At 63.7% G+C, this 17,961-nt stretch carries 20 protein-coding genes; 14 read left to right on the forward strand and 6 right to left on the reverse strand.

Annotated elements, in window-relative coordinates; genetic code table 11:
- Nucleotides 1-67 precede the first annotated feature (67 nt).
- Entirely contained in the window at nucleotides 68-499 is a 432-nt protein-coding gene (locus KUL25_RS17325) for a MarR family winged helix-turn-helix transcriptional regulator (protein ID WP_257894062.1), read from the reverse strand.
- Between the two features lie 94 nt (nucleotides 500-593).
- Between KUL25_RS17325 and KUL25_RS17330 the strand changes: the two genes are divergently transcribed.
- Nucleotides 594-1,055: a hypothetical protein gene (locus tag KUL25_RS17330; RefSeq protein WP_257894063.1), complete on the forward strand. Its 462-nt coding sequence runs from the start codon at nucleotides 594-596 to the stop codon at nucleotides 1,053-1,055.
- Between the two features lie 167 nt (nucleotides 1,056-1,222).
- On the opposite strand, the gene KUL25_RS17335 is transcribed toward KUL25_RS17330, so the two are convergent.
- Both KUL25_RS17335 and KUL25_RS17340 read right to left on the reverse strand, forming a co-directional pair.
- On the reverse strand, nucleotides 1,223-1,849 hold the full coding sequence (locus KUL25_RS17335; RefSeq protein WP_257894064.1) for an MlaC/ttg2D family ABC transporter substrate-binding protein: 627 nt from the start codon (nucleotides 1,847-1,849) through the stop codon (nucleotides 1,223-1,225).
- Nucleotides 1,839-2,666 (reverse strand): MlaA family lipoprotein, encoded by an 828-nt coding sequence (locus KUL25_RS17340; protein WP_257894065.1) that lies wholly within the window; start codon nucleotides 2,664-2,666, stop codon nucleotides 1,839-1,841. The genes KUL25_RS17335 and KUL25_RS17340 overlap by 11 nt, the downstream gene beginning before the upstream one ends.
- A gap of 167 nt (nucleotides 2,667-2,833) precedes the next feature.
- On the opposite strand from KUL25_RS17340, the gene KUL25_RS17345 reads away from it, so the two are divergent.
- From KUL25_RS17345 to KUL25_RS17370, 6 genes are all read left to right on the forward strand, one after another.
- The gene (locus tag KUL25_RS17345; protein WP_257894066.1) at nucleotides 2,834-4,558 is read left to right on the forward strand and encodes a type I secretion system permease/ATPase; all 1,725 of its coding nucleotides are present in this window, start codon (nucleotides 2,834-2,836) and stop codon (nucleotides 4,556-4,558) included.
- Nucleotides 4,555-5,862 carry an HlyD family type I secretion periplasmic adaptor subunit gene (locus KUL25_RS17350; RefSeq protein WP_257894067.1) on the forward strand — a complete coding sequence of 436 codons (1,308 nt, stop codon included), beginning with the start codon at nucleotides 4,555-4,557 and terminating at the stop codon, nucleotides 5,860-5,862. Before KUL25_RS17345 ends, KUL25_RS17350 begins: the two co-directional genes overlap by 4 nt.
- Nucleotides 5,863-5,930: 68 nt before the next feature.
- Nucleotides 5,931-6,398 (forward strand): RidA family protein, encoded by a 468-nt coding sequence (locus KUL25_RS17355; protein ID WP_257894068.1) that lies wholly within the window; start codon nucleotides 5,931-5,933, stop codon nucleotides 6,396-6,398.
- 8 nt (nucleotides 6,399-6,406) lie between these two features.
- Complete coding sequence (locus tag KUL25_RS17360) at nucleotides 6,407-7,171, forward strand: glycerophosphodiester phosphodiesterase family protein (protein WP_257894069.1); 765 nt, start codon at nucleotides 6,407-6,409, stop codon at nucleotides 7,169-7,171.
- Between the two features lie 50 nt (nucleotides 7,172-7,221).
- Nucleotides 7,222-8,430: a GNAT family N-acetyltransferase gene (locus KUL25_RS17365; RefSeq protein WP_257894070.1), complete on the forward strand. Its 1,209-nt coding sequence runs from the start codon at nucleotides 7,222-7,224 to the stop codon at nucleotides 8,428-8,430.
- The gene (locus KUL25_RS17370) at nucleotides 8,430-8,726 is read left to right on the forward strand and encodes a 4a-hydroxytetrahydrobiopterin dehydratase (RefSeq protein ID WP_257894071.1); all 297 of its coding nucleotides are present in this window, start codon (nucleotides 8,430-8,432) and stop codon (nucleotides 8,724-8,726) included. Before KUL25_RS17365 ends, KUL25_RS17370 begins: the two co-directional genes overlap by 1 nt.
- A 19-nt stretch (nucleotides 8,727-8,745) precedes the next feature.
- Here KUL25_RS17370 and KUL25_RS17375 read toward each other — a convergent pair whose 3' ends face one another.
- Nucleotides 8,746-9,234 carry a peroxiredoxin gene (locus tag KUL25_RS17375; RefSeq protein WP_257894072.1) on the reverse strand — a complete coding sequence of 163 codons (489 nt, stop codon included), beginning with the start codon at nucleotides 9,232-9,234 and terminating at the stop codon, nucleotides 8,746-8,748.
- A gap of 81 nt (nucleotides 9,235-9,315) precedes the next feature.
- Between KUL25_RS17375 and KUL25_RS17380 the strand changes: the two genes are divergently transcribed.
- From KUL25_RS17380 to yaaA, 5 genes are all read left to right on the forward strand, one after another.
- Nucleotides 9,316-10,524, forward strand: a complete 1,209-nt coding sequence (locus tag KUL25_RS17380) for an NAD(P)/FAD-dependent oxidoreductase (RefSeq protein ID WP_257894073.1) — start codon at nucleotides 9,316-9,318, stop codon at nucleotides 10,522-10,524.
- Nucleotides 10,525-10,534: 10 nt separating this feature from the next.
- Nucleotides 10,535-11,095, forward strand: coding sequence for a 16S rRNA (guanine(966)-N(2))-methyltransferase RsmD (gene rsmD, locus KUL25_RS17385; RefSeq protein ID WP_257894074.1), 561 nt, complete (start codon nucleotides 10,535-10,537; stop codon nucleotides 11,093-11,095).
- A 4-nt stretch (nucleotides 11,096-11,099) separates the two neighbouring features.
- On the forward strand, nucleotides 11,100-11,756 hold the full coding sequence (locus tag KUL25_RS17390) for an HAD family hydrolase (protein WP_257894075.1): 657 nt from the start codon (nucleotides 11,100-11,102) through the stop codon (nucleotides 11,754-11,756).
- Between the two features lie 114 nt (nucleotides 11,757-11,870).
- Entirely contained in the window at nucleotides 11,871-13,928 is a 2,058-nt protein-coding gene (gene recQ / locus KUL25_RS17395) for a DNA helicase RecQ (protein WP_257894076.1), read from the forward strand.
- Nucleotides 13,929-14,003: 75 nt separating this feature from the next.
- Nucleotides 14,004-14,780, forward strand: coding sequence for a peroxide stress protein YaaA (yaaA, locus tag KUL25_RS17400; RefSeq protein WP_068357259.1), 777 nt, complete (start codon nucleotides 14,004-14,006; stop codon nucleotides 14,778-14,780).
- 127 nt (nucleotides 14,781-14,907) lie between these two features.
- Here the strand turns inward: yaaA and KUL25_RS17405 are convergent, their stop codons facing one another.
- Together KUL25_RS17405 and KUL25_RS17410 are read right to left on the reverse strand one after the other, a co-directional pair.
- Complete coding sequence (locus KUL25_RS17405; RefSeq protein WP_257894077.1) at nucleotides 14,908-15,204, reverse strand: DUF1244 domain-containing protein; 297 nt, start codon at nucleotides 15,202-15,204, stop codon at nucleotides 14,908-14,910.
- A gap of 22 nt (nucleotides 15,205-15,226) precedes the next feature.
- Nucleotides 15,227-15,964: an N-formylglutamate amidohydrolase gene (locus KUL25_RS17410; RefSeq protein ID WP_257894078.1), complete on the reverse strand. Its 738-nt coding sequence runs from the start codon at nucleotides 15,962-15,964 to the stop codon at nucleotides 15,227-15,229.
- 178 nt (nucleotides 15,965-16,142) lie between these two features.
- On the opposite strand from KUL25_RS17410, the gene pyk reads away from it, so the two are divergent.
- Nucleotides 16,143-17,591, forward strand: a complete 1,449-nt coding sequence (gene pyk, locus KUL25_RS17415) for a pyruvate kinase (protein WP_257894079.1) — start codon at nucleotides 16,143-16,145, stop codon at nucleotides 17,589-17,591.
- Entirely contained in the window at nucleotides 17,588-17,824 is a 237-nt protein-coding gene (locus KUL25_RS17420) for a hypothetical protein (RefSeq protein WP_257894080.1), read from the forward strand. Before pyk ends, KUL25_RS17420 begins: the two co-directional genes overlap by 4 nt.
- Nucleotides 17,825-17,961: the final 137 nt, after the last annotated feature.

Genomic DNA, 17,961 nt, shown 5'->3' on the forward strand with positions numbered 1-17,961 from the left:
GTGCGCACGCAGCGAAGGGTGGGCTTGAGTCTAGTTTTCCGGATGCTGCGCCCTGCATGAATGTGCGCTAATTGGTTGTCATTGTACCAAGGGCGCGTTCCAACAGATCGCGCAGCACCTGCTCTTCGGACTTCGAAATTGGCGAAAGGATTTCGTTGATCGTTTCCGAGACAACTCGTTGAAGTGCATCGACGACCCGCTCGCCCGCTTGTGTTAAGTAGACGAGTGTTACCCGCGCATCGTCAGGTGATGGTTTGCGACTAACCAAGCCTTTGGTCTCGAGCGACCTTATGGTCCGCGTCATCTGAGACTTGTCGCGTGCCACTTGCTTGGTCAGTTCATGCAAGCTGGGGCAGCCCATATCCGATAGAGTCAAAAGGACTATGCCGCCGCCGGGCCCGACTTTTTCCGTGTCGAATGACGGCCCTTTAGACTGAAGACCAAAGTGAATCCGTCGCATGAAACGATCAATGAGGAGGGCCAGTTCTGCATCTTGCATGGGAACACTTTAGTTGACTTAGTCCACAAAATATCGAAAGTGGGTAGCATCAACCGAATAGCACTCAAACCCATGCAATCAAAGGGGCGTACAGATGACCGCTACAAACAGGCTTCTTCTCAAAATCTCGTCAGTGCTTTGGGTCATCTGGGGCCTGGTGCACATGTTTGCTGGTATGATGACGATCTCGCAAGGCACTGCGGGGGCCGTTGCAGGGATCGCGGACGCGGTAGACCCCTCGTTGCTTGTTGGTGACTACCATGCCGCCGTTGGGGCAGTTTTGAACCAACACGGCTTTAACCTGCTTTGGATCGGAGCGTTCACTGTTGTCGGCGGGGTGATGATTTGGCGGCAGTCGATCATGTTCATTTTCATGACAGCAATCGTTGGATGGGTAACGGATGTTGGCTACTTCATATTCATGGACCTTGGCGGTTTCGTGAATTTCATACCCGGTACCGTGATGACAATAATCTCATCGGCAGCAGTCGTTCTGAGTCTGTGGGCTTATTTTTTGGGAACGCGCCGCAATGATCCCGAGCCGACGATCCGGTAAGCAGACATTGACGTTGGCCGAATGAACGGCCGCTACGTCCCGCAGAGCCGGCCTTCGCGCCCGCGCCTGTGGAATGGGTGATGTCACCCGTTCCACTTGGAAGGGACAGTGGGTTTCACCCACCCTACGCTTATCCCCTCACCCTACGCTTATCCCCCACCCTACGCTTACCCCAACGTGCGCAAATGTTGCGTGAGCGCGTCGATGTTGCCGCCGCGCGCTTCCAGCATGGCGCCGATTTCCGTGCGCTCGGAGATCATCAGGTTCACGCCTTCGATGATCAGGTTGAAGAACAACGGGCGGCCCGAGCCATCAGAGACCAGCCAGCGCAGCTCGAACGGGGCTGCGTTGCGCAGGTTCACCACAGAGATGACCTCGAAGAACGAGCGCACGGGACGGACGCCTTGCACGGTGATCGTGCCGCCGATGAATTCGCGGAAACGGCGACCGTATTTGGCCGCGAAGTAATCCTGAAACGCATCCGTGAAGGCGCGCAACTGGGCGGCGCTGGCCGTGCGGGCCGGAGGCCCAAGGACCGAGCGGGCGATGGTGGGCACGTCGGCATAGGTGCTGAGGATCCGCTCCATCTCGCGCAGGACGGCGGCGTCCGAGCCGCCCGAAGAGATGACGCGGTTCACGTCGGCCACGGCGGCATCGACAAGCGCCTGCGCCTGGCCTGCGGTCATCGCCTGCGCGGGACGCGGCAGAAACGGCAGCGCGGCCGCCGCGACAGCAGTGGACAGGAAGGCGCGGCGGGTAAGCGCGGGGCGGAATGTAAGGAAATTACTGGGCATAGGGGTCAAAGTACGGATCCGAATAAGGGTCATAGTTGGGGTCTGCGGCGACGGCCTCTGCGGCGGCGGCCGGGTCGTCGTTGACGTAGGGGTCTTCATAGGCCGCGTCGGCGCCACCCAGCTCGAACCGGCGCTGTTGCAGGTAAAGCGACCGCATCTGGGCGTAGCTGTCGGCGCTTTCGTAAAGGATCGAGTCGACCGTATCGCCAAACTCGTAGCGGGAATTCAGGCCCGACGCGATGCTGGCCCCTGTCGAGTAATAGCTTTCCGGCGTGTCGACGTAGTGGCGCAGGGGGTTCATGGCAAAGTCGACCACCATGCCCACGGTGTCCCGCGTGGTGGAGGGGCCGAAGACCGGATGGACGACGTAGTCGCCCTCTCCCACGCCATAGATGTGCAGCGTCTCGCCGAAGTCTGTCTCTTCCTCGGGCAGGCCAAGGGCGGAGGCGACATCAAACAGACCGGCGACGCCAAGGGTGGAATTCAGCGCAAACCGCAGCGTGTTCTGCGCGGCATCGCCAAGGCGCAGTTGCAGCAGGTTGTTGACCACATAGCCGGGCTGGTTGAGGTTCGAGGCGAAGTTGGACACGCCCACGCGCAAAGGCTCGGGCACGGCCGTGCCGTAGGCCGTTGCAGCCGGGTCCAGCACGGCGCGATCCAGGGCGATGTTCGTGGCATGGGCGGCGCGGTTGCGCGCTTCGTCGGCGTCCGCGATCTGGTCGCCCGGAGGCAGTGTCGCGGGGCCGCAGGCGGTCAGCAGAATAACCAGCGCTGCTGCGCCCAATCGGCCGGTGTTGTGCAAAGACAAGAAGTGCACGTTGTTCCCCCGTGGATAGGCTTGATGGACGACCCAGCCGCCCTGCACGCTTTATAAAGGGTATAGGGTAACTATGCAGCGCACCACACCCTTGATACATCGATGCGGGCGGTTGGGGTGTCAAGGCACCGACCAACCTTATGATTTCAAAAGAAGGCGACCGGCGTATGCGAACTATCGCAAAGGATGAACTGGCAGAGTTTCGCCGACGCAACGCCTGGATCCTTTGGTCCGTGGCGCTGTTCAGCCTGTTCGTGAATCTGCTGATGCTGACCGGGCCGCTTTACATGTTGCAGGTCTATGAGCGCGTTTTGGGGTCCGGCAGTGAAGAGACGTTGTTGGCCCTGTCGGTGCTGGTGGCGTTCCTGTTCGCGATGATGGGAATTCTGGATTACGCCCGCGCCCGTGTCGCGGCGCGGTTTGGCGCGCGCCTGCAAGAGGCCTTCGATGGCCGCGTTTTCCGTGCCGCGCTGGATCGCGCGCAACGCACCGGGCAGGCGCAGACGGCGCTTGGGGATCTGGCCTCGGTCCAACGGGTGATGTCGTCGCCGGTATTCATGGCGGTGTTCGACCTGCCGTTCACGCCGCTTTTCATCGTCGCGATCTTCTCGTTCCATGGGTGGTTGGGGTGGATGGCGCTGGGGGCGGCGGGGGTGTTGATCCTGGTGACCCTTTTCAACCGCATCACGACCGCCGGGCCCTTGGCGGAGGCGGCCGAGACGAGCCGCGCCGCCGATCGCATGGCCGGAGAGATGCAATCTTCGGCCGAGGTGATCCGGTCGTTGGGGATGCAGGGCACGGCGTTCACCCGGTGGCACAGGCAACGCGCGCGGGCGCTGGATGTCAGCATGCGCGTGGCCGACCGTGCGGGGGGCTATGCGACCCTGTCCAAGACCCTGCGACTGTTCCTGCAATCGGCGATCCTGGGCCTTGCCGCCCTTTTGGTGCTGCGCGGAGAGTTGCGGGCCGGCGCGATGATTGCGGGTTCCATCCTGATGGGGCGCGCCCTGGCGCCTATCGATCTGGCGATCGGCCAATGGCCGATGATCCAGGAGGCCCTGCGCGGCTGGACGCGCCTGCGCGAGTTGCTGTTGTCCGAGGGGCAGGAGCCCGAGCGTCTGGCCCTGCCGCGCCCGAAGGCCGCACTGGAAGTTGCGGGCCTGACCATCGCACCGCCGGGCGAGAAGAAGCCATCGTTGCGCGGGGTTTCGTTCCGGCTGGAACCTGGCGAGGCGCTGGGCATCATCGGCCCCTCTGGGTCCGGCAAATCCACCCTTGCGCGCGCGATCACGGGCGTCTGGCCGATTGCGGGCGGCTCGATCCGGCTGGATCGGGCGACGCTTGATCAATACGACCCCGATGCCCTTGGCAAACTGATCGGCTACCTGCCGCAATCCGTCAGCCTTTTTGACGGCAGCGTGGCGGAAAACATCGCCCGGCTCGATCCCAACCCCTCAGGCGAGGCGGTCACCTCGGCGGCGGTTGCGGCGGCGGCGGACACGATGATCCGCGAGTTGCCCCAGGGATATGACACCCAGGTATCGGGCCTTGGGCCGCGACTGTCGGGGGGGCAGGTGCAGCGCGTCGGGCTGGCCCGCGCGCTTTATGGCGACCCGGTGCTGCTGGTGCTGGATGAGCCGAATTCGGCGCTGGATCACGAAGGCTCCGAGGCGCTGAACCTTGCGGTGCAGCGGATGAAGGCGGCGGGCAACAGCGTGTTGATCATGGCGCACCGGCCCAATGCGATCCAACAATGCGACAAGCTTCTGGTGCTCAAGAACGGGGTGGTGCAGGCGTTCGGCCCGCGCGATGAGGTGCTGGCCAAGGTCTTGCAAAACAGCGCCGATGTGCAGCGCGTCACCAGTGCCAAAGCGGCGGGAGATCTGACATGACCCAAGACACGCGCCCCGCCTGGTCCGTGCGCGGCCCGATGCTGATCGGCCTTGTCGCGCTGGCGGTCCTGGTCCTTGGATTTGGCGGCTGGTCGGTGTCCAGCACCTTGTCGGGGGCCGTTGTGGCCTCGGGCCAGATCGAGGTCGACCGCAACCGTCAGGCGATCCAGCACCCCGAAGGCGGCGTGGTGGCCGAGTTGATGGTCGACGAAGGCGACCGCGTGGACGAGGGGCAGGTGCTGGTGCGGCTGGATGCCTCTGATTCGCTGACGGAACTGGCCGTCGCCCGTGCCCGCCTGGCCGAGACAGCCGCCCGCCGCGCCCGGCTGGAGGCCGAGCGCGATGGCGCCGAGTTGCTCCACTATTCGGAGGCCTTGCTGGCCATTGCGGCCACCGACCCCGAGATCGCAGATGCGCTTTCGGGGCAGGAAAACCTTTTTGCCGCCCGCGCCGATACCCTTGCGCGTGAGGAAGAGCAGCTGCGTGGGCGGATCACCCAGATCGGCACGCAGGTCGACGCCATGCGCGCCCAGGAGGCCGCGCTGGTGGAACAGATCGAGCTTGTCGGAGAAGAACTTGCCCGCCGCGAAGACCTGCTGGAACGGGGCACCGGCACGGTCGAACCCGTGGTGCGTCTGCGGCAGGAGTTGGTGCAGTTGCGCGGCCAGTTGGGGCAGGCCACGGCCGGGCGCGCCGAGGCAGCGGAGCGGATCATCGAGACGGAACTGGCGATCCTGCAACTGACGACGACGCGCCGGGAGCAGGCGATCGGAGAGCTGCGCGAAATTCGTGTCGACGAACAGGAACTGGTGGAGCGGACCGCCAATCTGGAACGCCGCATTTCCCGGCTGGAACTGCGCGCGCCCGTGGCGGGCACGATCCATGGCCTCACGATCTTTGGCGCCCGCTCGGTCCTGCGCCCGGCAGACCCCTTCGCCTATATCGTGCCCGCGGGTCGCCCCCTGGTGATTTCGGCCCGTATCCCCGCGATCGACGTCGATCAGGTGTTCGAAGGACAGACTGTGTCCCTGCGCTTCCCGGCTTTTGACCAAAGCTCCATGCCCGAGGTCATGGGAGAGGTCGCGCAGGTCTCGGCCGATGCGTTCGTGGATGAGGTCAGCGGCGGCAGCTTCTACCGCACGGAAATCACCATGACGGAAGAGCAGGCGCAACTTCTGGGCGAACGGGTCCTGATCCCGGGGATGCCGGTGGATGCCTTCATCCGGACCGAGGACCGCACCCCGCTGGCCTACCTGCTGGAGCCTTTCACGACCTATTTTTCGCGGGCGTTCCGGGAAAGCTAAAGCGGTCTTTCCATGGGCCGCGCCGCGCATTACGGTCGCTTCGAAACATATTCGGGGGAGGCTCTGACATGAGCGGAAATATCGAAGCACGGCTGGCGGAACTGGGCGTCACCCTGGGGGATGCGACCGCGCCTGCGGCCAACTACGTGCCGTCCGTGCAAGTGGGCGACATTCTGTTCGTCTCGGGCCAGATCTCGATTGAAAACGGTGAGATGATCACCGGCAAGATCGGCGCTGACCTAAGCGTGGAACAGGGGGCAGCGGCGGCGAAAGTCTGTGCGATCAACCTTCTGGCGCAGGTGAAAGCGGCGTGCGGTGGCGACCTGGACAAGCTGATCCGGGTCGTGAAGCTGACGGGGTTCGTGAATTCCACGCCAGATTTCGGCGACCAGCCGAAGGTGATCAACGGCTGCTCGGATTTCCTGGTAGAGGCGCTGGGCGACGCGGGCCGTCATTCCCGGTCCGCCGTCAGTGCAGGCGCCTTGCCGTTCAACGTGGCGGTTGAGATCGAAGGCATCTTCCAGATCGCGGAGTGACACCCTTTATGACGCCGCCCCTCCCGCCCGAGTTTCTCGGCAAACCCCTGGCCCATCGGGGCCTTCACGACCGCGCCCGTGGCGTGATCGAAAACAGCGCCGGTGCCGTTCTTGCGGCGGTGGCGCAGGGATATGGTGTTGAGATCGACGTGCAGTTGACCTCGGACGGGGCGGCGATGGTGTTCCACGATGCCCGGCTGGACCGTCTGACAGCGGAAAGCGGGCCGATCCGGGGATGGGCTGCGCGCGATCTGGTGAAACTGACCCTGACAGGATCGTCCGAGACGGTGCCGACCTTGCCGGAAGTGCTGGAGATTGTCGGCGGCAGGGTGCCCCTGCTGATCGAGTTGAAAGACCAATCCGGCGGCACCGGCTCTGCCCCGGATGAGCTGGAGCGCGCCGTCGCTCGCGCCTTGCAAGGCTACGACGGCCCCGTCGCCGTGATGTCGTTCAATCCCCATATGGTCGCCAACATGGCCAAGCGCGCGCCAAGCGTGCCGAGGGGGATCGTGACCGACGGCTTCAACGAGAAGGAATGGCCGGATCTGTCGCCCGACACCCTGCATGCCCTGCGCGAAATCGGTGCGTTCGATGCCATCGGCGCCAGCTTCATCAGCCATGATTGTGAAGATCTTGCCGCGCCGCGCGTGGCGGAGTTGAAGGCCAAGGGGGTTCCGATCCTGTGCTGGACGGTGAAATCCCCCGAGCAGGAGGCGAAAGCGCGCCGGGTGGCGGACAACATCACGTTCGAGGGCTATACGCCCGGCCAATGACGCCTCTGCGCCGGGGTTGCCGATTGACGCAACCGCCGGGGGCCCCATCTATGGGGGAAACCCAAGCGGAGGCGATTGTGGACGGCGAGACACAGATCAGCATCGATGTCCTGACCTCCCTGTCGCAGATCGCGGCAGAGGATTGGGACGCCTGCGCCTGCCCCGAAGACGGCCGCCCCCGTGATCCGTTCACGACGTATCGTTTCCTGGAGGCGCTGGAGCAATCGGGCAGCGTCGGGCGGGGCAGCGGCTGGCAGCCCCGCTATCTGGTGGCACGGATGGACGATCAGGTGATCGCCTGCGCGCCGATGTACGCCAAGGGCCACAGTCAGGGCGAATACATCTTCGACCACAATTGGGCCCACGCTTATGAAAACGCGGGCGGCGACTATTATCCCAAGCTGCAAATCGCGGCCCCCTTTACGCCTGCCACCGGGCGACGGTTCCTGACCCGTCCCGGCCATGATGTCACCGGGATATCCGCGTTGATCCAGGGGGCGGTGCAGATCGCGTCGGAAAACGATCTGTCATCGCTTCATGTCACCTTCTGCACCGAGGATGAGGCGATTGCCGGCGAACGCATCGGGTTGATGCGTCGCTGGTCGCAGCAGTTCCATTGGGTGAACGACGGCTATGCGGATTTCGACGGGTTCGTTGCCACGCTTTCCAGTCGCAAGCGCAAGAACATCCGCAAGGAGCGCGCGCGCGCGCAGGCCTTCGGCGGAGAGATCGTCAGCCTTAGCGGGGCCGACATCAAGGCTGAGCATTGGGATGCCTTCTGGCACTTCTACCAGGACACCGGCGCACGGAAGTGGGGCACGCCCTACCTGACGCGTGCGTTCTTCGATATCGCCCATGACACCATGGCCGATGACATGCTGCTGTGTCTTGCCATTCGCGATGGCAGGCCGGTCGCGGGGGCGCTGAACTTCATCGGGGCGGATGCGCTTTTCGGGCGCTACTGGGGCTGCGTGGAAGACCACCCCTGCCTGCATTTCGAGCTGTGCTATTATCAGGCCATCGACTACGCGATTGCCCATGGCCTGGCCCGCGTGGAGGCGGGCGCGCAAGGCGCCCACAAGCTGGCGCGGGGGTATTTGCCTGTCGCCACGCATTCCCTCCACTGGGTGCGGGACGCGGGCTTTGCCGAGGCCATCGCCCGTTATCTGGAGGCCGAGAAGGCCGCCGTGGATGAAGAAATCGAGGTGCTGACAGGCTATGGCCCGTTCAAGCGCGCGACAGTGGAGGAGCAGGAGTAATGGCGGAAAAACTGGAAGGGGCCGCGCGGGCCGAGGCTTTGACGACGCTGGGCGAAAGCGGCTGGGCCGAGGTCGATGGGCGCGATGCGATCCACAAGACCTTTGTCTTCAAGAACTTCACCCGCGCCTTCGGCTGGATGACGCAAGTGGCGATCGTGGCCGAGAAGATGGACCATCACCCGGAATGGTCGAACGTCTACAAGACGGTCGAGGTCACACTGGCGACCCATGACGTGGACGGGCTGTCCGCGCTGGATGTTACCCTCGCCGCGAAGATGGATCGCCTCGCATCCTAGCAAGGCGATCCATAGGAATTCAGATCACCGCCAACAGCGATTCCCCGGCAGAGACTTCGCAGACGCCAGGGCCTTCCTCAACGTGCAGGTTCTTCACAACGCCATCCTCCACATACATGGCGTAGCGACGGGAACGGTCGAAGAAGCCCACCGCCTCGGCTGTCCAGTTCATGCCGATGGCTTTGGTGAATGCGGCGGAGGCGTCGCCCAACATTGCAATGCCTGCTTCTTTGCCGCCCGTGGCCGCGCCCCATGCATCCATCACGAAGGGGTCGTTGACTGATACGCAGATCACTTCGTCAACGTCCTTGGCCTTGAAGCCCCCCATATTGCGGATGAAGCTCGGCATGTGCGCCGTCGTGCAGGTGCCGGTGTAGGCGCCCGGAAGCCCAAAGATCGCCACGTTGCGCCCTTTGGTCAGCGTGTCCATCTCGACGGATTCGGGGCCTTCGGCGCCGATGCGCAAAAGGGTTGCGTTGGGAAGGGCATCGCCCACGGAAAGTGCCATTGGTGTCGTCTCCTGCGCTTGTGCGTTCATTCCTCCGGCATATAGGGTCTGCCTCGGACAGTGCCAGCAGGGAAGTGCATCATGGAGAAGATAATCGTCATCGGAGCGGGTCAGGCCGGGGCCTCCTGCGTCGCCAAACTGCGTGCTGAAGGGTATGAGGGCGCGATCACCCTGATCGGGGATGAGCCGGTGCCCCCCTACCAGCGCCCGCCCTTGTCCAAGGCCTATTTGCTGGGCGAGATGGCGCTTGACCGCCTCTTTCTGCGGCCCGAGGCATGGTATGCGGAAAACGGGATCGAGCTGCGCCTGGGCGCGCCCGTGGATGCCATTGATGCGGGTGCAAAGACCGTGACGGTGGGCCGCGACGTGCTGCCCTATGATGCTCTGGTGCTGGCGACGGGGTCCACGCCGCGCCGCTTGCCCGCCAAGATCGGCGGTGATCTGGCTGGGGTGCATGTGGTGCGCACGCTGGCCGATGTCGATGCGATGGAACCCGAGGTGACGCAAGGCCGCCGCGCGTTGATCGTGGGGGGCGGCTACATCGGGCTGGAGGCCGCCGCCGTGGCCCGCAAACGCGGCATGGACGTGACCCTGATCGAGGCCGCGCCGCGCATCCTGGGCCGTGTCGCCGCGCCAGAGACGGCGGATTATTTCCGGGCGCTGCACACCGCCCATGGGGTGCGTATTCTGGAAGGCGTCGGGCTGGAATGCCTCAACGGGGCCGATGGCCGCGTCGTCGGCGCAATCCTGCAAAACGGCGAAGAACATCCCTATGACATGGTGATCGCGGGCATCGGTATCGTGGTGAACGATGGCCCGGCGCAGATGGCGGGCGTGACACTGGATAACGGCATCGCGACCGATATCCACGGGCAGACCAGCGACCCGAACATCTGGGCGGCGGGCGATTGCGCCTCGCTGCCGTTCCGGGGCACGCGGATCCGGCTGGAGAGCGTGCAGAACGCGATTGATCAGGCCGAAGCCGTGGCGAAAAACATCCTTGGGGCGGGGCAGGATTACGTGCCCAAGCCCTGGTTCTGGTCCGACCAATACGATGTGAAGTTGCAAATCGCCGGGCTCAACACGGGCTATGACCGGGTCGCTGTCCGCGATGGCGGCGCGGCGCGGTCCCATTGGTACTATGCGGACGACATCTTGCTGGCCGTGGATGCGATGAACGACCCGCGCGGCTACATGATCGGCAAGCGGCTGATCGAGGCTGGCAAGTCCCCGGCACCCGACGTCGTCGCAAACCTGGAGGCAGATCTGAAGGCGCTGCTGAAGGCATGAGGCTCATGCCATGAGAATCGTTGGCGGGCGTCTGCGCGGCAAGAAACTGGCGGATGTCGGCACGGGGGATGCGGCGGCGCATCTGCGCCCGACCACGGACCGCGTGCGTGAAAGCCTGTTCAACCTGCTCACCAATGGTCGCAACGGCGACCTGGTGCGCGGCGCCCGTGTGCTTGATCTTTTTGCGGGCACCGGCGCGTTGGGGCTTGAGGCGCTGTCGCGGGGTGCCATCCACGCCACCTTCGTCGATAGCGGCACCGCCGCCCGCGCGCTTTTGCGCGAGAATATCGCGCTCTGCTCTGCCCAAGGCATCACCAAGGTCTTTCGCACCGACGTGGCGGACCTTGGCCCGCCGAAAGAGTCCGTTGATCTGGTGTTCCTCGATCCGCCCTATGGCCAACGCCTTGGCGAGGCCGCGTTGGAGACCCTACAGCGCACCGGCTGGCTTGCGCCCGGTGCCACCATCGTGTGGGAAGAAAACGCCCCGCCGCTGGTCCCTGCGCCTTTCACGCTGCTCGATCAGCGGCAATACGGTGGCACTACAATTTCACTTCTGAAAAACGACGGATAAATGCATGCCTCCTGAGCTGGTTATTTTCGATTGCGACGGGGTGCTGGTGGACAGTGAACCGGTGTCCAATCAGGTCACCGTGGATGCGCTGGCGGGCATGGGTATTCACATGTCGCTGGACGAGATCATGGGGATGTTCGTGGGCAAAAGCATGGCGCAGGTCGCCGCCGGGGTCCGCGCCATGGGGGCGCCGCTGCCGGGCACCGATGCCCAGTGGATCACAGAGCTTTATGCAGAAACCTACGCCCGCCTTCGCAAGGGCGTCGACCCGATCCCCGGCGTGGTTGGCGTGCTGGACGCGCTGGACGCGGCGGGCGTGCCCTATTGCGTCGCCTCCAACGGCTCGGACCAAAAAATGGACATCACGCTGGGGGCCACGGGCATGGCGCACCGCTTTGAACGCAAACGGTTTTCTGCCCATACCCTTGGGGTCTCCAAGCCGGATCCAGAGCTGTTCTTCATCGCCGCCAAATACATGAGCGTCGTGCCCGCCCGCGCCGTGGTGATCGAGGACAGCGCCTCGGGCGCATTGGGCGCGCAACGGGCCGGAATGCGGTGTTTCGGCTATGCGCCAATGGGCGGCGCGGATCTGGAAGAGGTCGGCGCGCAGGTGTTCCGAACCATGGATGACCTACCAGCCCTGCTTGGGATTGCGGACTAATCCACAACATCTTGGCCCTGTTTGGGCGCGCAGGCCTTGTTTACCGATTCTCAATATGGGACGTTCACCCTCAACACGAGCATTTGCATAAAAAAATCGACAGGCTGCCCGACGATGTTGGTCGAACACCCCGACACATCCGCGATTCTGAAGTCCACCTTCGGGTTTGACGCGTTTCGGCCCGGTCAGGCAGAGATCGTGGAGGCCGTGGCCTCGGGCAAGGACGTCTTGGCGATCATGCCCACGGGGGGCGGAAAATCCCTGTGTTTTCAACTGCCCGCCTTGATGCGCGAGGGGGTCACTGTGGTGATCTCTCCGTTGATCGCGTTGATGCGCGACCAGGTGCGCGGATTGCGCGAAGCGGGGGTTGAGGCGGGCGCGCTGACCTCGGGCAATACGCCCGAGGAAACCGACGCGGTGTGGGAGGGGCTGGAAGCGGGCACGCTGAAGCTTTTGTACCTTGCGCCCGAACGCCTTGCGTCATCGGGGACCGAACGGATGCTGTCGCGCGCGGGCGTATCGATGATCGCCGTGGATGAGGCCCATTGCGTCAGCCAATGGGGCCACGATTTCCGCCCCGATTACCTGCGGCTTGGCGCGCTCCGCCGCGCGCTCAATGTGCCGCTTGCGGCCTTCACGGCGACGGCGGATGCCGAGACCCGCGCCGAGATCTGCGAACGTCTGTTTGAGGGCCCGCCCGAGGTCTTTCTGCACGGCTTCGACCGGCCCAACCTGACCCTCGCGTTCGAGGTCAAGAACCAACCCCGCCAGCAAATCCTGTCGTTTGCCGCCGCCCGTAAGGGGCAATCCGGCATCGTTTACTGCGGCACCCGCGCGAAGACGGAAACGCTGGCTAAGGCCCTGCGCGACGAAGGGCACAACGCCTGCGCCTATCACGGTGGGATGGAGGCCGAGGACCGCCGGATCGTCGAGCATCGATTCAACACCGAAGATGGTCTGATCGTCTGCGCCACGGTGGCTTTCGGCATGGGGGTCGACAAGCCCGATATCCGCTGGGTCGCCCACGCCGATCTGCCCAAGTCGATCGAGGGGTATTATCAGGAAATCGGCCGCGCCGGTCGCGATGGTGCGCCCGCCGATACGCTGACGCTTTATGGCCCCGACGATATCCGTTTCCGCCGCCAGCAGGTGGACGAGGGCCTTGCGCCGCCCGAACGCAAAGCAGCCGACCATGCTCGGCTCAACGCGCTGATCGGCCTGGCCGAGGCCCATGGCTGTCGCCGCAAACTGTTGCTCGCCTACTTCGGGGATACGTCGGAGGATTGCGGCAACTGCGATCTCTGCGCCAAGCCGCCGGAGCTGTTTGATGCCTCCGTCGCCGTCCAAAAGGCGCTGTCCGCGATGCGACGCACCGGCGAAAGTTTCGGCGCGGGCCATTTGATCGATGTGCTGTTGGGCGTGCAAAACGAGAAGATCAAACAGCGCGGTCACGATCGCCTGCCCACCTATGGCGTCGGCACGGAGTTCGACAAACGCGGCTGGCAGGCGGTGTTTCGGCAGATGATGGGGCTGGACCTGGTGCGCCCGGATCCCGAGCGCTACGGCGCGTTGCGGATGACGGAAGCCGCCCACGCGATCTTCCGGGGCAAGGAGACCATTACCCTGCGCCGCGACACGATGACCAAGGCGCCGCGCCGCCCCGCCGTGAAGATGCTGGTTTCCGAGGATGACGCGCCGCTGATGTCTGCCCTGAAAGCCAAGCGCCGGGCGCTGGCCGAGGATGCGCGTGTACCGGCTTACGTCATTTTCACCGACAAGACCTTGATCGAAATGGCCGAGAAGCGGCCCAGAACCCTTGATGATATGGCGCGGATATCCGGCGTCGGTGCCACCAAGCTGGAGCGTTACGGCACCGCTTTCCTGCAAGTCATCACCGGTGAGACGGCAGAGCCTGTCCACCCCGTCCGCCGCGCGTTGGCGGGACGCGACGCGGGCGATGTCTTCGACCGCTTGATGGAGGTCCAGCAGGACCTTATGCGCGGGGATGACGGCACGGGCAAATACCTTTCCGTCACCCATTCCACACTGCGCAAGATCGCGGAACGCAGGCCTGCGTCCGTCCATGATCTGTCCCGGATCGCGGGCATGGGGGAAAAGCAGATCGACCGCTTTGGCGATGCGTTCCTCGATGTCCTGCGCGACACGGGTTGACGCACCTTCGGCGCGAGGCTGGATAATTCGCGCGCGTCGCTTACATTTTGTCCGAACCGCTAGGAGGCCCCGTTCATGCTTACCGTGATTTCCCCCGCAAAACGGCTCGATTGGTCCGAACGCGAGGTTGCGACGACCAAGCCGGATTTCATGGACGATGCCGTTGTGCTGGCCCGCGCCGCAAAGCGCCTGAGCCAGGCGGACCTGCGCAAGCTGATGGATATCAGTGCTGATCTGGCGAAGCTGAACGCGGACCGTTTCAAGGCCTTTGAGGACGCGCCAGAAGGCGAGCGGCCCGCCGCCCTGGCCTTCGCGGGCGACACCTATGCCGGGCTTGAGGCGGCAAGTCTTGAGGCCGACACGCTTGCATATGCTCAGGATCACCTGCGGATCCTCTCGGGTCTTTACGGCCTCTTGCGTCCCCTCGATGCGATCCGGCCCTACCGGTTGGAGATGGGCAGCCGCCTGAAGACCCGCAAAGGCCCCTCGCTTTATGCCTATTGGGGCCCGCGCCTGTCAGAGGCTTTGAATGCGCAGGCCGAGGCGATCAAGACCGATACGCTGATCAACTGCGCCTCGGTCGAATATTTCTCGGCCGTGGACGAGAAGGCGTTGGATCTGCAAATCGTCACGCCCCAGTTCTTCGAGGAAAAACCCGGCGGCCCCAAGATCGTCAGCTTCTTCGCCAAGAAAGCGCGCGGGGCGATGGCGCGGTTCATCCAGGAACGCCGCCTGACGCGGGCCGAGCAGATTCTGGATTTCGACATCGGCGGCTATGCCCATGTGCCGGATCTCAGCCAGCCTGGCAAACCCGCTTTCCTTCGCTCGGAAGCAGCCCAGAAGGCTGCCTGACGCGCCCCCTGTTCATCTTGCCCGTACACCTTTGGCGGGTCCCAAGCTACGCGGCAAAGCCGCTGAACGGAGGGCAAGGCCCCCGGCGCGGGCGATCGCGAAGCGAGCGCATTCCCTTCGTCAAGGATCAGTGGTCCGGCTTGTTGACCTCGAACGCGGCTTTCTGTTCGGCGGTCGCTTCGGTCTGATACTTCTCCCGCCATTCCGCGTAGGGCATCCCGTAGATGATTTCGCGGGCCGCGTCCTTGCCAAGTTCCAGCCCCCGCTCGGCGGCTTCTTCCTGGTACCAGCGGCTCAGGCAGTTCCGGCAAAACCCGGTCAGGTTCATCATGTCGATATTCTGCACGTCCGTGCGGGCGTCCAGATGCGCCAGAAGGCGGCGAAAAGCGGCGGCTTCAAGTTCAGTAGTGGTAGGGTCGCTCATGTCAAAACTCCTTTGGGTCGTCTCACAATTCGGCGCTTTGGGCGGCGGCTTCAAGCAAGCCTGCCAGCCGAGCGCCCCAGTCTTCTTGCGCGGCGGGCGTTTCGATCAGATCGTTGCGCACTTCGATCAGCACGTGGAGCCTGCCGGGCACGGTCCCGTGTTGGTCCAGGGCGTCCCCGGGCAGATGGCCGGAATAGGGCTCATTATCGCCAACGCAAAGGTCCTTCTCGTCCTGAAGGCGCGCCAGCAGCGGATAGGCCAGCCGCGTGTCGCCCGCATATAGAACCGAGACATGCCAGGGCCGAGGGTCCCGCCCGCGCAGCTGCGGGGTGAAGCTGTGGACGGCCACAAGGATCGGGTCGTTGCGGCGCGCGATCACCTGGGCCAGGGCGCGGTGATACGGGCGGTGAAAGCGATCAAGTCGCCGCTCCAGCTCTGCGCCGGACACGCCGCGATTGGCGGGAATGATCGAGCCGTCGTAGATCTGCATCAGTAGCGTCGGATCGTCTTCGCCCCGGTTTGGATCGATCACCAGCCGCGAAAATTTCGAGGCCACGACAGGCGCATCCAGCGCTGTTCCCATCGCCTGTGCCACCCCCAGAGCGCCCACATCATATGCGATGTGGCGGTGCATGTCCTCGGGCGGCACGCCCAGATCTCCACCGGCCACGTCGTCAGGAACGCGGTTGCTGGCGTGGTCGCAGGTGACGACCCAACGCCCGCCTCGCTCCGCGCCAAACACCTCAACTGCATCCGTCATTGATTGTTCATCCATACCTGCTTGAAAGCAGGGGTAATTCGGACTGCGGCCAAACGCCAGCACTCTGCCCTGTTGTTCGGGCGCGCGTTTTGCGTCAATACGGATTTAACGGCGCCACTGATAGCGCAAACATCGCAGCAAAAGCGGTGTTCCAAGCACAAAATAGGACGAGAGAGTCATGAAACGCGACCGTAACGTAAAGATCGTTGCCACCCTGGGCCCGGCCTCTGATGATTATGAGATGATCCGTGCGCTCCACGAAGCGGGCGCGGACGTCTTTCGTTTAAACATGTCCCACGGGGATCACGCCGAGATTGCGGTGCGCCACGGGATCATTCGACAGATCGAGGCCGATCTGGGGCAGCCCATCGCGATTCTGGCGGACCTTCAGGGCCCCAAGCTGCGGGTCGGCGTATTCGACAATGATGACGGCTATGACCTGGAGGTCGGCGGCTCCTTCCGCATGGACCTGGACGATACCCCCGGTGACGCGACGCGCGTGCAACTGCCCCACACCGAGATTTTCGCGGCGCTGGAACCCGGCGCGCATCTGTTGATCAACGATGGCAAGATCCGCGTGAAGGTGTTGGAATGCGGCGCTGATTTTGCCAATTGTGAGGTGTTGGCGGGGGGCCGGATTTCCAACCGCAAGGGCGTGAACGTGCCCGATGTGGTGCTGCCGCTTGCCGCCCTGTCCGAGAAGGACCGCAAGGACCTGGAGTTCGTCTGCGAGTTGGGCGTCGACTGGCTGGCGCTGTCGTTCGTTCAGCGCAAAGAGGATGTGGAAGAGGCGCGCGCGCTGGCCAAAGGCCGCGCGGCGGTCCTGTCAAAGATCGAGAAGCCTTCTGCCGTGACGAATTTCGACGAAATTCTAGAGGCCTCCGACGGGATCATGGTCGCCCGAGGCGATCTTGGGGTGGAACTGCCGGTTCAGAATGTGCCGCCGATCCAGAAGCGCCTTGTGCGCAAGTGCCGCAATGCCGCCAAGCCGGTTATCGTGGCCACGCAGATGCTGGAGTCGATGATCGAAAGCCCGATGCCCACACGTGCCGAGGTCTCGGACGTGGCGGCGGCGATCTACGAGGGTGCCGATGCCGTCATGCTTAGCGCTGAGTCCGCTGCCGGTGATTTTCCGATCGAGGCCGTGACCACGATGAACAACGTCGCCATCGAGGTCGAGAGCGACCCCACCTACCGCGAGGTGATCGAGGCCAGCCGGGGCGGCAAGAAAGAGACGGTCGCCGATGCCATCGTCTCGGCCGCGCGCGAGATTGCCGAGACGACGAATATCCGTGTGATCTGCTGCTTCTCGGAATCGGGCTCGACCGCGGCCCTTACCGCCCGAGAACGTCCCAGCGTGCCAATCCTCGCCCTGACGTCGCGCCAGGCCATCGCCCGGCGCATGTGTCTGACCTGGGGTTGCCATTGCGTGAAGGTCGGGGCGGTGGGGCGCTTCAAGGAAGCGGTCATCAACGCCGTAAAGGCCGCGACGTCGGAAGGCTTGGCCGAGAAGACGGATCTGATCGTCGTGACTGCGGGCGTGCCTTTCGGACAAACGGGGTCCACCAACATCCTGCGAATCGCCCCCTGTGACGAACGCCTGATCTACGCGTCCGAACTGGAATGACGCTTCCGGTCAGCGCAGATATCCTTCTGGTGATCGCCACCCTGGTCGGGATCATGTCGTTCTCGTCCATCGTGGCAGCCTGGACGATGAAGCGCTGGCCGTTCGTCGCCCTCATCTCCTTCGCGATTGCCATCGGGCTTGGCACCTATGTTCACCTGAACGAGCCCGATGGGCTGGAGCCCTTGGACATTCCCAACGCCTTTATTGCGGTTGCCGCGCGGGTGCTGAACTAGGCCAAGGTCCCGAACCGAAACCTTAATGTCGCAATGCGTCGATAAGAGGGAGGAGCGAATTGCCTTGGGAACCGCCCCAAATATTGTGTTCTTGTGGGTGGCGACCACAGTAGGCGTGCGCGTCGACCCCATACCGC

Origin of the sequence: Gymnodinialimonas phycosphaerae, assembly GCF_019195455.1 — a bacterium.
Taxonomy (GTDB): Bacteria; Pseudomonadota; Alphaproteobacteria; order Rhodobacterales; family Rhodobacteraceae; genus Gymnodinialimonas; species Gymnodinialimonas phycosphaerae.